This window comes from Bacillus sp. S/N-304-OC-R1 (assembly GCF_019749375.1).
In the GTDB taxonomy this organism is placed as follows: Bacteria; Bacillota; Bacilli; order Bacillales; family Cytobacillaceae; genus Cytobacillus.
Window position 1 is genome coordinate 337,875 of sequence record NZ_JACWFE010000004.1, and the last position, 13,733, is coordinate 351,607.

The 13,733-nt window shown below is 33.8% G+C and carries 13 protein-coding genes and 1 pseudogene; 12 read left to right on the top strand and 2 right to left on the bottom strand.

What is annotated here, in order from left to right:
* The first annotated feature begins 33 nt into the window (after nt 1-33).
* The 4 genes from H0173_RS06770 to H0173_RS06785 all read left to right on the top strand — a co-directional run bounded on the left by H0173_RS06770 (nt 34) and on the right by H0173_RS06785 (nt 3,571).
* A complete protein-coding gene (locus H0173_RS06770) occupies nt 34-519 on the top strand; it encodes a GNAT family N-acetyltransferase (protein ID WP_221845573.1) in 486 nt (161 codons plus the stop codon).
* Nucleotides 520-919: 400 nt separating this feature from the next.
* Nucleotides 920-1,051, top strand: a complete 132-nt coding sequence (locus tag H0173_RS22200; RefSeq protein ID WP_260631081.1) for a YczI family protein — start codon at nt 920-922, stop codon at nt 1,049-1,051.
* 148 nt (nt 1,052-1,199) lie between these two features.
* On the top strand, nt 1,200-1,922 hold the full coding sequence (locus tag H0173_RS06780) for a class I SAM-dependent methyltransferase (RefSeq protein WP_221845575.1): 723 nt from the start codon (nt 1,200-1,202) through the stop codon (nt 1,920-1,922).
* 1,151 nt (nt 1,923-3,073) lie between these two features.
* Nucleotides 3,074-3,571, top strand: coding sequence for a DinB family protein (locus tag H0173_RS06785; RefSeq protein ID WP_221845576.1), 498 nt, complete (start codon nt 3,074-3,076; stop codon nt 3,569-3,571).
* A 300-nt stretch (nt 3,572-3,871) separates the two neighbouring features.
* On the opposite strand, the gene H0173_RS06790 is transcribed toward H0173_RS06785, so the two are convergent.
* Both H0173_RS06790 and H0173_RS06795 read right to left on the bottom strand, forming a co-directional pair.
* A complete protein-coding gene (locus H0173_RS06790) occupies nt 3,872-4,273 on the bottom strand; it encodes a hypothetical protein (RefSeq protein ID WP_221845577.1) in 402 nt (133 codons plus the stop codon).
* 499 nt (nt 4,274-4,772) lie between these two features.
* Entirely contained in the window at nt 4,773-5,381 is a 609-nt protein-coding gene (locus tag H0173_RS06795; RefSeq protein WP_221845578.1) for a TetR/AcrR family transcriptional regulator, read from the bottom strand.
* 171 nt (nt 5,382-5,552) lie between these two features.
* On the opposite strand from H0173_RS06795, the gene H0173_RS06800 reads away from it, so the two are divergent.
* The 8 genes and pseudogenes from H0173_RS06800 (at nt 5,553) to H0173_RS06835 (ending at nt 13,590) form a co-directional block, all read left to right on the top strand.
* Entirely contained in the window at nt 5,553-6,734 is a 1,182-nt protein-coding gene (locus H0173_RS06800; RefSeq protein ID WP_221845579.1) for a YhgE/Pip domain-containing protein, read from the top strand.
* Nucleotides 6,735-6,940: 206 nt separating this feature from the next.
* Nucleotides 6,941-7,246 (top strand): hypothetical protein, encoded by a 306-nt coding sequence (locus H0173_RS06805; RefSeq protein WP_221845580.1) that lies wholly within the window; start codon nt 6,941-6,943, stop codon nt 7,244-7,246.
* A 157-nt stretch (nt 7,247-7,403) separates the two neighbouring features.
* The gene (locus tag H0173_RS06810) at nt 7,404-7,814 is read left to right on the top strand and encodes a hypothetical protein (RefSeq protein WP_221845581.1); all 411 of its coding nucleotides are present in this window, start codon (nt 7,404-7,406) and stop codon (nt 7,812-7,814) included.
* 250 nt (nt 7,815-8,064) lie between these two features.
* Nucleotides 8,065-8,988, top strand: coding sequence for an NAD(P)H-dependent glycerol-3-phosphate dehydrogenase (locus tag H0173_RS06815; RefSeq protein WP_313770618.1), 924 nt, complete (start codon nt 8,065-8,067; stop codon nt 8,986-8,988).
* A 938-nt stretch (nt 8,989-9,926) separates the two neighbouring features.
* Nucleotides 9,927-10,475, top strand: a complete 549-nt coding sequence (locus H0173_RS06820; protein WP_221845582.1) for a CcdC protein domain-containing protein — start codon at nt 9,927-9,929, stop codon at nt 10,473-10,475.
* A gap of 835 nt (nt 10,476-11,310) precedes the next feature.
* Nucleotides 11,311-12,300, top strand: a complete 990-nt coding sequence (locus H0173_RS06825; RefSeq protein WP_221845583.1) for an NAD(P)-dependent alcohol dehydrogenase — start codon at nt 11,311-11,313, stop codon at nt 12,298-12,300.
* Nucleotides 12,301-12,527: 227 nt separating this feature from the next.
* Nucleotides 12,528-12,977 carry a GNAT family N-acetyltransferase gene (locus H0173_RS06830; RefSeq protein ID WP_221845584.1) on the top strand — a complete coding sequence of 150 codons (450 nt, stop codon included), beginning with the start codon at nt 12,528-12,530 and terminating at the stop codon, nt 12,975-12,977.
* Nucleotides 12,978-13,102: 125 nt separating this feature from the next.
* Nucleotides 13,103-13,590, top strand: a pseudogene (locus H0173_RS06835) (DinB family protein).
* Nucleotides 13,591-13,733: the final 143 nt, after the last annotated feature.

Consider the following 13,733-nt stretch of genomic DNA (forward strand, 5'->3'; position numbering starts at 1 on the left):
AATTTTAGCTTGATGTTTTTAGGGGGAGTTAGGTTGTTTGAGTCAGAAAGATGTTTTATTACTATCATAGAAAAATCTGATTATGTTGACGTGAAAAAATTATATGGCAATCAGGAAGTTAGAAAATTTCTTGGTGGAATACGTGATGAAAACTCGATTAAAGAAGTATTTGCAGTTATGCTTAATTCCAGCACTGACTCTTATTATTGGGTTGTTAGAGAAAAACACACGGATAGTTTCGTTGGGTTAGTTTCACTTGATCCTCACCACGAGGGAGTTTACCATGAACTCTCCTATCAATTTTTACCGAAATGGTGGGGAAATGGTTATGCAACAGAAGTTGTTCAGTTGATAGTTAACTATGCTTTAAATGAATTAAAACTTTCAAAAGTAATTGCTGAAACACAAATTGCAAATAAGTCCTCTTGTAGACTTTTAGAGAGAATAGGTATGAATTTTGAACGAACAATTACCCGATTTGGAGCAGAACAAGCCATTTATTCTATCAAAATATCTTAGCTGGATTTACTTCTTGTATTTTAGTTGTATTTGCTACTGTGTTAATTTAACAAGCATTATTATTCAACTATTTGGCGCTTTTCTAAAGAGGGAAAGCGTCTTTATTCTTGAAAAGGGCCAGATTGTGGAACCACACCTTTTGAAAAATGCGTATCTATGTTAATGGTTAGAAAAGCTTGTAAAGAGAGGGTACTTATATGTAAAGGGGAATTTAGTGAAATGAGTAAATTGTAAAAAAAACTAATTAATGGGATTAAATGTTATAATGAGTTATAGAAACGATTTTAAAATTGGGGGTTCGACTTATTTGTTAAACACATTAAGGGGTATCTTTGCGGTGATTGCATTCTGTTTAGCAGGGTACTCATTGATAACTAGTAAATATCAGGTAATGCCTTATATGTTATTTTTCTTAGGAGTAATGATGTTGTGTACAGGAATTTCTGAACTAAAAGTAAAACGAAAGACAAATGCAATTATATCTTTCACCGCATCAGTTTTTGTACTCTTTGTTTCAATCTATACATTTTAGCTAAAGAAGACTTCCGACATAAAAGGGCGTACTTCAGGAGCAGGAAATTCACCTTTCTAAATTTAATGCAATAAGAGCAGGACTTCTCACGAAAAAAACGATCATAAAATTGATGTAATATATCAGGACTATGAAGGGTGGAAATTAAATGAGCAATACTACGAGAGACATTTATAATAAATTAGCAGATACGTATAGATACGATGTAGATGAGGGGAGTCCTTATAACGCATACTATGAACGCCCAGCTATGATTACGGCTTTGCCTTCTCAATTAAAAGGGAAAAAGGTGCTTGATGCTGGTTGTTCGGCTGGATGGTATTCTTATCAATTATTGCATCAAGGGGCAGAAGTTACTGGTATTGATGTAAGTCCCGAAATGGTGAAAGCAGCGAAGCAACGTTTAGGGGAAGAGGCAACATTCCTTTGTCATGATCTTCAAGAATCCCTACCGTTTAAGGAAGATTCCTTTGATGTGATTGTAAGCTCACTTACTCTTCATTATTTAAAGGATTGGACTTACACATTTCAAGAATTCAACCGCATTCTAAAAGCAGGCGGAACCTTTTTATTTTCAGTTCATCACCCATTTATGGACTACACAAGACATGATTGTGAAGATTACTTTAAAACTCAGCTCCTATCAGAAACCTGGAATAAACCTAATATTACAATTGATGTTAGCTTTTACAGAAGACCCCTTCAAAGCATCGTAAGTGAAACTACTCAATATTTCAATCTAGATCAGCTAATTGAACCACAACCGCAAGAAAAGATGAAAGAAATAAAAGAAAAATCATATTGCTATCTCATGACCAGCCCTCATTTCCTTATTGTAAAAGCTACGTCAAAAAAATTTATGGACATTTAGCTTGTGGTGACTTTTATGTTTTCCAAAAAGAGCGCAAATCTGCAGCAAAATAGGTTCTTTCTTTATGTTAAGGGCCTTTTAATGTAGGAAGAAAATCAAGAAAAATTGCATACTTACGGTAATGATAGATGGTGCTCGTGAAAAAGTGTATTTAAAAGACAGTATAGTATACCATTGATTTTACTTTTATTTGCAGAAGTGTGTAACGAGGAGAATTAGATGGGGAATAGTATATTAATGTATTCAATTTTCTTTTTAGGTCACATAGTAAGTGTAAGTTTAATATTGGCAATTTTTACTACTGTTTTTGTGAATAGTAGAAAGAGAGGTTTTGTATTTTTAACTATCTATCTATTATTAAGTATATACTCTTTAATTGTTGGATTTGATTATTCGGCTGTAATGGGAAGTGGCATGTTGGTTATATACCTTGTTTTAGGTGTATTAACTTATTTTGTTATTAAAAATAAACTTTCATACGCTACTGCTACCTAGATAATTTAATTATTAATTGTTTTTTAACAATCGGGCGTTTATCTGAAATAAGAGCTACGCTTATTTTCAATTAAGAGCCAGATTCAGTTATTAACTCCTAGATATCTAGGTGAAAGCTTAGACGAGTTCGTGAAACTTTATACATAGAACAACGGGGCAGGTTAGTGCTATAAGAAAGCAATAATAAGGGGGAAATAGATGAAAAATGGCACGTTTTGCTGACTATCAATTTCAATTGTTAGCTCAAATGGTGAAAATCTCGAAATTGTCACCGATAGCGATAGGTATGTGAAATTAACAAAACAAGATTCAGAAAATCTGTATGAAATTTTAACTGGAGATTTTTTGGGTAAATAATTTCTTAATTTTATATACTATTTACCTAAAGGGGTGCAAAAGGGGTAGAGATGTTTTTTATAATATTACCATCCCTTCCGAATCTCCTAATAATAACAAACTATACTAAGTTCTCCTCCCCAGATGTGTTACTCTGGATTATTTCAACTTAAAAAGGTCTGCCCTATAGCGTACTTTAGTTGTCAAGATGAAGGAATAAAAGTTGGATGAGCCGAATAAGTCATAGTGATCATGATTTTGTTGTATTCTCAAAATTAATGATATGAAAGATTAAACTAAACAGTGAGGAGATTGGTTGTATGCAAGATGTAACCAAAATGTTCTTAGAACAACTAGACATGCATTGCCATGAGAATGAATGGTTTGCATCCATGGATCAGGCGCTTCATGGAGTGAACGCTGCTGAGGCAGCATGGACAAATTCGGGAATCAGCAATTCAATTTGGCAGATTGTCAACCACTTGATATTTTGGAATGAAGATGTAATCCATCGTATTAAGGGCACAGAGAATCCGTGTAAGGCAGAAAGCAATGAAGAAACTTTTGGAAATCCGGGGGATCCAGAAGACGAAATTGGGTGGGCCCAGACTGTGCAGCAATATAATGAAGTCATGAATAAGTTAAAAATGGTCATTGCGGACCTTGACGATGAAAAGTTAAAAGCTCCGTATGCAGCTAACAGGTACTCTATTGAGCGTTTACTTAGCAATATTATGATGCACGATACGTACCATCTCGGCCAAATTGTCCTGTTGCGAAAGCTGCAATCCTGTTGGAGTGGTGTTGATTGGTCCTAAAGCGCCATAATTCAGCTCCCCTCCTTGCACAGCCGTAGAAGCAGTATTGACGGTGTGAAGTACTTTTCAGTCTCAATGGTAAAGCGGGTGTTATATTCAAATAACGCATTTGCAGTGCGATCTCTTGCATATTGCATTGTTCAACAATCGGGCGCTTTTCTGAATAAGAGTAGCGTCTCCTTTCATGAAAAGGGTCATATAATTGAAAAACCCATACCTTTTTTTGATATTTATTGTTCAGCTGCTAAAAGGCTGCTTTTTTTTATTTTTCACTTCAAAACTTATTGGGCTGTTTGCTGATTAACTCCGGAAAAAAGCCATAATAATGCTCAAACCAGCCACAATTGAGGCAATTCCAGCAGAGGTTGGATTAATGATCCAAAAAACAAAAGGAAATGCTGCATTTGGAAAAAAAGTAGCTACGATTGGATAGTAAAACGAAATAATCAGACATGGTACTGTCACACATAGAAATAATTGTTTATTCATTTTAAACAACCACTTTTTTACTAAAAGAAGAGAAATGTATACACCAAATATAAAAGGTACAATCGAATAAAACCAAATTAGAGGCAATGTAATAAAAGTTTCATTCACTTTTTTCTTTACAATAAGTTCAAAATGATTACTAATAAATAACAATCCCAATAACCCTGCAAACCATAGTAATTTCAAGACCCATATTGACCACTTAGGACGCATGTTAAACCTCCTTATCAAACTTTTTTTGATATCATTCTATTTCCCTAAATTTCTTATTTAAAAAATCCCAGTACCATCAGATTTAGTATTTTAATAATTTAAATTGGTGCTTCATTAATTAGAGTTTGCTATTCCTAATCACCAGTAATTCTCAAAATTTCCCTCACTATTGAATTACATCAGTTTTTTAGAAAAAAAAGCTGGAATCAATAATAAATTGTTTTGGGCAAGAGTAATTGTATCTCTGATTGGTATATTAATTTTTATATTTCCTATTGAAGTAAAGTATGCAGTTCACAGCAAGAATTCCGCCCTTTTTTTATGTAAAGGGCCGAATTTTTGAGCAATGCCTCTAAAACAATTTGATTTATAGGATAAAATTTAAAAGATATTGTGAAATTCTGTACTTATAAGGAACGTAGCAGGTTAGTTGAATAATCTTATCGAAAATTAAGGAATAGCACCTATTTGAAATGTATTGTCCCTTATATTTTGATATTTACTTTTTAAAACCAGCAGCAAAGAGGGGACCATTTACCATAATGGTCGATAGAATACGAGCCATTTCTTCTGGAGATTCTTTTCTGCCACTATTCAACCATTGCTGAATAACACCAATATGAGCAGAAGCTATGTAAGATGCTAAGTATTGCCCAGGAACAAGTAAATTTTCCTCCTTAATAAAACCATTTCCAAAGATTGTTCTCCACATAAAATCTTTAAGTCTAGTTTGAAAGGACAAGTCTCCTTTTGGACCTAACACAGCTTTCAGAAACCCACTATTTTCGTTTATATGCCTAAGTATTAAAACCGCAATAGAATAAGGTCCTGTAGTTGGCGAATTGGATTCAAGTGCAGTGACAATACTTTGGAAGTTCTGTTCTGCAATTTTGGACAAATCAAACATAATTTCTTCTTCATATTTGGTCATTAAGTCAAATTTGTCTTGATAATGTGCATAAAATGTCCCTCTATTAATATTTGCTCTAGTTGTAATGTCCTTAACCGTAATGGCTTCGAAACCCTTTTCCTCTATTAATTCTACAAAAGCATCTCGAATAGATTGCTTTGTACGAATAACACGTAAATCTGTATTATTTTCTTGCATTCTTTATAACCCTCCTGACTTTTTTGCGACACAAATATATAAAGTGTTCCTTAACCAACACATGAGCAATTTATGCTTATTGAAACTATACTCGTACCCAAATTATAATTTGAATGTAAATAAAAAAGCAACACGTTGTCTTTTTTATTCAAAAACAAAGGAGGGGCAAAAATGTTCAAAAATAAACTGGTATTGGTTTCACCAATTATTTCATTTACAATTATTTTTATTTTTTCACTAACATTATTTCCATCGGTTCACCCACAACCGAAAAACCTGCCTATTGCAATCGTAAATGAGGACGAGGGAGTGGAAATTCCTAATCAATCAAAGATGAATATGGGTCAGATAATTGTTGACATGATACAAAAGTCTTCAGCAACAACAAAGGATAAAGAACCTGCTGTAAAATGGATGGAAGTAAAAAACGCTGAGGAAGTCCAAAAAGGGTTAGACAATCAAAAGTATTACGCGGCTTTAGTCATTCCAAAAGATTTTAGTGCTAAACAAGCATCATTACGGACACAAGTACCTTCTGCACCTGAAGTACAAATATTTATTAACCAAGGAATGAATACTGCTGCTTCAACGATGGCGGGTCAGGTTTTGAACGGTGTAGTTGACAACATGAACAATATGGTCCGCCAACAACTACTTGACGGTTTTAAAGCACAAGGCGGAAATTTAACACCTGAACAGGCAGCAGCCCTTGCCGTTCCAATCGCTAAAGTAGTTTCAAATGTAAATGAAGTCGGAACTAATAGTGCTAATGGAAACTCTCCTGTTTCTTTATTCCAACCATTATGGATGGCCAGTTTAGCTATGGCAGCTATTCTATTTATTTCCGTTAACAAACTTCCTATCACCACTCGTAAAGAAAGTCTTTTGACAAAAATAGGACAGATAGCAATGGGCGCAATTGGAGCACTAGTCATAGGATTCGGCTTAACCTGGATTGCAGATGGAATGATAAGGTTGAATATTTCGAATTTTATGGATACAGCTATATTTTTATCAATTACATCATTTAGCTTCTTTTTAATGATTTTAGCTGTACTTTCGTTAGTTGGGATAAAGGGAATCGCCATCTTTGTATTATTGCTATTCTTCGGGGCTCCTTTATTGGCTTTGGCACCTGAAATGATGTCACCATTTTATCAGGATTGGATTTACTCTTGGCTACCAATGCGTTTTATGATCCAAGGTTTAAGAAAAATCTTCTTCTTCGGTAATGCATTATCATGGGATATGGTTTCTGCACTTGTTTGGATTGGTATATTGGGCATGATTATAATTCTAGGTACAGTTTTAAAACGAAATAAAATGAAGGATGAAACTAAATCGTTTGAATAACTAGTGTAATAAAAGCTATTTCTCATATATAGAAAACGGCTTTTATTGTGAAGTATGTGAAATAATGTACCTAAACTAATGAGGGCGTTAATCTTAGAAGGGTTAACGCATATTTTTGTTAAACTTATTGTACTAAAGGAGCAGTTTACTTCAATAAAGACAATTGGTTTCGTTATGGTAAAATAAGTATAAAAAGGGTGGAGTTTATGTCTGATAAATCAACTAAAAATGTAATGATAGGTATTTTAATATGCTTAATTGTAATTGCTTTAAAACCGGTTCCATCATTTCAATCTGAAATTCCGTCATCGGTTGATATTTCGGCTGGTGAGAGTGTTGTACAACTTGGTGAAAATAGAATAGCAATCGTTGATAATACTTTAAATTCTGGAATGCGTGGAGAAGTATTTGTACTTGAATTTAATGAGGATAAGAAAACCTTTGACTTGATAGGAAGATACAACTACGTTGACTTCTTCCATAATCCACAAAACTATCCAGTAGGAAAGTAACCATATTACGAACGGGGGCAATACTTCAAGTAGGAGATTGCTCCTTTTTTATTGAACGGGGCAGGGTACTGTATTAAGCTACATCCTATATTTACTTTCAGACATATAAATTTTATGATTAAATAATAAAAATTTGTGGATTAAAGGAGATTGAAAATTGGATACTCCCAAGAACGAATACAATGAAATAAAAATAATTTGCCCTGAAGATTGCGGAAATGCACCCAAAAAACAGCATCTTAAGGAATTCAACATTGCTCTTGTTAAAAACGATTTGATTTTTATTATTGATAATATTACAGATGATTTTAATTGGAATATAATCGGAAAAAAACTTATCAAAGGGAAAGAAAGTTCTGTCGAAACATTAAAACAAATGCAGAATAATGAGGTATCAGAACTGCACATTAGTAACATTATCACTCATGGATATGATGGTTCAATAAACGGTACTTTAATATTGGAAAATAGGAAGAGGTATGCATTCTGTAACGTGTTCAAATTTAATAGTTCACGAAATAATTCAAAAGTAAAAGAATGCACTTCTTATATAATTGAATTAAAATAAATTCGCCAAGGAATTACCCTTATCAGATGATTGCAAAGATTGATGGATTGTGCAAAAAAGGTAATTTCTAAAAATATTTTAGACATTGTGAAATCTTTTACTTAAAGTAACAGGTACGATAATCAAAGTTTGGTTATCGTTTTTTTGTTGAATAAGCAGATTATGGCTTTATCTAATTGAAGTAAAGCAGCAGGTTGATTGAAGAATAATGAAAATTTCTGTTTTAGGATGCGGTCGATAGGGCACATTTATAGCTTGGTATGCTAATAAAATTGGTCATGATGTAATGCTATGGGGGAGAGAAAGTTCTAATAATTTTACTGGATTAAAAGAAACGAGAAAAAATGAATTTCTCACTCTACCAGATACAATAGCGTTATGTAGCTCATTAGAAAAGTCCATATCATATGCGGAATTCATAATCATTTCAATCAGTGCCCAACAATTAAGGTCATTTGCTAAGCATCTAAATTCAATAATAGAAACACAAAACAAAACTTTCATTTTATGTATGAAAGGACTTGAAGCCTCCAGTGGAAAAAGACTTTCTCAAGTCTTTAGCGAGGAGGTTGGAAGAAATGTAAATGTAGCAGTTTGGCTCGGCCCAGGACATGTACAAGAATATGTAAATAACATACCAAATTGTATGGTTATTGGTTCAAAGAACGTTGAAATAACTAAAAAGATTGTTAAAGAACTAAATAGTGATTTAATCAGATTCTATTATGGTCAGGACCTTATTGGGAATGAAATGGGAGCCGCCACAAAAAATGTTATAGGAATTGCGGCTGGCATGCTAGATGGATTAAATTATAGTAGCTTAAAGGGTTCACTTATGGCTAGAGGAACTAGAGAAATATCTCGTCTAGTAAGTGTAATGGGTGGAAGCGATTTAACTATTTATGGGTTAAGTCATTTAGGTGATTATGAAGCTACACTTTTCTCCATGCACAGCAAAAATAGGAAGTTTGGACAGGCTTATGTTGAAGGAGAAAGGTTTGGAAAACTAGCAGAGGGTGTTTCAACTGTAAAGGCTTTGAAGGAACTTTCTAGACAGTATGAAGTAGACCTTCCAATCTGTAACGCATTATATGAGATCTTGTTTGAGAATAAAGATGCAAAGGAAACATTGGAAAACCTATTGTTGAGACCAGTGAAGTTTGAATTTCAATAAAATAAATAATAACTTAGTTAACTAATAGATGCGATACTTCAATAACGAAGGTCGCTTTTTTCTTCTTCGAGTAACGGGGAAGTATAGTTAAAGTAGCTCACCCTTTTAGTATCAACTATTAATGCCAAGTGATAAAATAACGCAATAAATAGAATTTTCCAAGATGGAGAAGTAGTTTGCAAAACAGAGATAGTATTTGCATCTGGTGATTAATATCTAAAATTTTAAAAATGCCATTCAAATTGTTGGACAAAAGAGTGTCTATTTGTACTATAGGGGGCTTTAGTTCACTTACGATCTTCTGCAATCAGGCGCAACTCTGAAGAGGAATTGTGCCCTTTTCAGTTATCGGGACAGATACTTTATGAAAAGGGACAGATTGTTGAATAACACCTAGATATCTAGGTGAAAGTTTATACGAGTTTGTAAAAATTTTTACTTAAAGTAACGGGGCAAGTTAATAGAAAAAGGAATATTCTGGTGTAAAGAGCATAACTCTTAGAATTTGGCTGTTTTCTGAAATGTTGCTGCTATTTATCAAATCATCATATTGATTTTTAGTCAGTTAAGGAGGAAATCAAATGGATTGGTATATATGGTTCGCAGTAATTGTTGCTGTTGTTATTATTATTGGGAATAAATCTTCTAAAAAGAAATAATGCTTGTTGAACTAACGGGAGCTTTAATTCAATAACGTTCTTCTACAATCAGGCGCAATTCTTGAAGAGGAATTGTGCCCTTTTCAGTTATCAGGCCATTTTCTTGAATAAATATTAATAATTATACCCAAAAATTTCAAGCATGGTAGCACTTCGAAATTAAAAGCTTGTGTGGATTTCATTAAATGAGAGAATTTGTACTTTCCTAAACATATCGCATAGGTTACTATTTTAACGAATAATCATTAAAAAAATTTTACATTAGAATGGAGGTTTTTTATGCATCTATCTGCCAATACGATCATTATTATTTCTGCTTTATTACTTTTTAGTATCTATCGTCGTGTTCGACGGAATATCGGCTGGCAGGAGCTGATTCAGAGGAAACTGCTAATAAGAACTTTTATTTTCCTGATCATTGGGATGTTATTTTTAAGCGGCGGGATTTTTCATCCGATCAATCTAATTTCTGACATTATCGGTATTCTGATTGGTGTTGCCCTAGCCTATTACGGGGCAGTGATGACCCATTTCGAAAACCGGGATGGAGGCTGGTATTTCCGTCCAAACACTTGGATTGGCAGTGCAGTAATGGCTATTTTCTTTGTGAGGCTAATTTATCGCATTTATAATTTAAACATGTTAGGTGATTTAACCAAGTTGCAGCAACAGGGGCAGGCAAATGGGTTTCAGAACTTGGGATATGCTGTCGGAAACTCCTGGAGTTCGGGTTTAATATTGATTATATTTGCTTACTATGTGACTTACTATCCGATTATTATCTGTAAACAGAAACAGCTCTCGACAGAAAAAACGCTTGATATTTGAATTAGTACTATTAAAAAAGGTCGAGGCAGGTTAATTAAATTTAGCAGGGATTTAATAAGTAACAGGTCAATCCAGGGGTAATAACACCAAAAAACGCAATAGGTTAAATTCCTGTTGCGTTTTTGGTTGTAAAATTCTTAGATTCTAGATACAAGGATACACTCAAAACATTTGATTAATAATCTGGATAAGTTCTTTTTTCTCTTGTTCGTATGGTATTTGTGAATTTAAATACGAAACAATAAAATTTGCGTCGTTTGCTTTGGAAGATATGGAGCCACCACTATGTTTTCGAATAACAATTTTTTCATAAAATTTGCTCCTTGAAAAATGTATTAATAAAACAAGGTGGTTAATAGTTTGAAAATCCATAATATATAATTATCTTATTATAAATCAAAATCCCTATTTTTGGTTGATTTTCTCGTGCTGGATTTCCTACATTATTTGAATTTCAAAGATAAATATTAAAACCTTTTTGAAGTAACGGTGGCGATTTCTAAACAGTGGCAATCGTTTTTCTACTGACGGAGCAGATTAGTGGAGCATGATAGCAGAGAGTATTGTATATCAATGCAAATTTTCACTTTTATGTTTGTGAAGAAGTGTACTTAAGACAAAATTGTATATTTATGTAAAATTAAACGAAAAAATTGATAAAATTGCTTATATTCTAACTGACCGTATTGTTGATGAAAGTATGTTATAAAGAACCTAGGATTCTGTAAATATGAAACTAAATATAAACATATAATTTATAATTAGATTTAAAAATTTTAGGCTGGTTTTATTAAGAAATACTTTTACCAAAATGGAAGATAAAGGGGAAATCTTCATGAAGGCGATGGTATATGATAAGTACGGATCGATAGACACTCTTATATTTAAAGAAGTAGAAATACCTACTCCACTGGACAATGAAGTACTTGTAAAAGTCCATGCTGCTTCCGTGAATTCTTGGGACTGGGACCTCCTAAGAGGTAAACCATTTCTTGCTCGGTTGGGTGGACTGCTAAAACCAAAATACAAGATACTTGGTGCGGACATAGCGGGGCGAGTTGAAGCCATTGGCAGAAACGTAAAAGATCTTCTTCCAGGTGATGATGTTTTCGGGGATATTTCCTGGTGTGGGTGGGGTGGATTTGCTGAATATGTGTGTGTACATGAAGATGCATTATCCTTAAAACCATCTTGTATGACATTTGAACAAGGAGCGGCAATTCCACAAGCTGCGGTCCTCGCCTTGCAGGGATTACGCAATAAAGGAGAACTTCAGGAAGGGCAAACGGTTTTAATTAACGGTGCCGGTGGAGGTGTAGGCACGTTTGCACTGCAAATTGCCAAATTACATGGTGCTAAGGTAACTTGTGTGGACAGAGCTGTTAAGTTTGATATGCTGAAGGCAATGGGTGCAGACAGTGTTATTGATTACACTCAAGAAGATTTCACTAAAAAGGGACAATATTATGACTTGATAATTGATGTTGTAGGAACTCGGTCACTCTTCGATTACAAGCGTGTATTAAAACCTAAGGGCAAATATGTTATGGTGGGAGGCACAATGTCACTGATTCTTCAAATATTGTTTATTGGGCCTTTAATTACTAAAACCGAATGTAAGAATATGACTATCTTAATTCATAAACCAAATAAAAATGATCAAAATTTATTAAAAGAACTTTTTGTTGCTGGTAAACTAGTACCTTTTATAGATAGACGTTATTCGCTAAGTCAGGTGAAAGAAGCTATTCAGTATCTTGGAGAAGGGCACGCCAAGGGGAAGGTTGTAATCAGTGTGGAAAACGAAGAAATTGTTAATAAATAGTTTTACACCACCTACTTGTTTGATAATCACTCACTCTTTTTTCCGAGCTGGAGTTTTTATACTTGTTGTTATATAAAGGGTGAAGAGAACTTTTAATCAATCGTTATTATAAAGTTACAAAAGTAGTAAATTTAATAGAAGCATAGGACCTGCACAGGTAGTTTTAGACAAATTAATGACAGGGTAAAAACATATAAAAACAGAAAGAAACTTGAGGAGATATTGTCATGAACCAAAATAAAATAATCATTACTCAGTTTAACCCCAAATATGCAGAACAAACAGTAGCCATGTGGCGGGAAAGCAAGGAGCAGGCAATTGGGCAAAAAGAAATTCACAGCTTTGAAAATCACGTATATTTTTTAAATCATATATTAGCTGAACAGTGTCGAATAGATTTAGCGTTAATTGATGAAAAAGTAGTTGGAATGGTTGCCTATAATGAAAGGGAATTAACCCAACTATATATTCATATAGATTATCAAGGATTCGGTATAGGTCAAACATTACTAGATCGAGCAAAAGCACAATCAAGTGGGAGATTAACATTATACACATTTGAAGTAAATGAAAATGCTCAACGTTTTTATGAAAAAAATGGATTTGAAATCATAGGAAGAGGACATGAAAATGAAGAGAATTTACCTGATATTCAATATGAATGGACATCCAAATGAATGATGTAATCTGGGGCTTTTCTTGAACAAGGATAGTGATATTTTTATTTTTGAGCAATAACATAGGAAATTTCCAAAGGGCGTCGAAATAGAAAGAGATATAATTTAGAGGGAGTGTGGCCGGTATGTCTCACGCTAAAGATGTTTTAGCTGATCAATTGTCAGCAAATGCGAATGACCCTAGCTTTTACGTTCCGTTTTCGGAATCAGTAGCAAACTTGTCAGAGGAAGAAGCGTTTTGGAAACCGAACGATGAAAGTAAAAGTATAGCTGAAATTGTGCAACATCTGCTTTACTGGAATGAGACATGGCAAAAGAGGTGCGAAAAATCCCATGTAAGTGCTGTTACTCCAATAGGTGATAATAATAAAAGCTTTATTGTTCCGGAAAACAAAGGGTTTAATGACTTAAAGAGTGTCTTCTTGAGGTTCTGCTTCAGTGGCAAAATCTACTAACTAAAGAAAAGGTAGAAAGTGAAGTGAATGGATTTCAAGTGTCTGCAAAGTGGTGGGAAATATTGGGGAACATTTCCACGCATAACGCTTACCATATCGGCCAAATTGTTTACATTCGAAAGCAATTACAAAAAGGCTGGAAAACTAATATTAAATGAGAAGATAAGACAACTTGCAATCTCTTCTAAAGCGCTTTCCTGTAAATAAGGATCAGCGCTTATTTCATTTTTGACCCTCTTTCCTTTAGTTCAATAATAAATTAAAAAGATCAAAGTTAATTTATATGTTAGAATAAAAAATA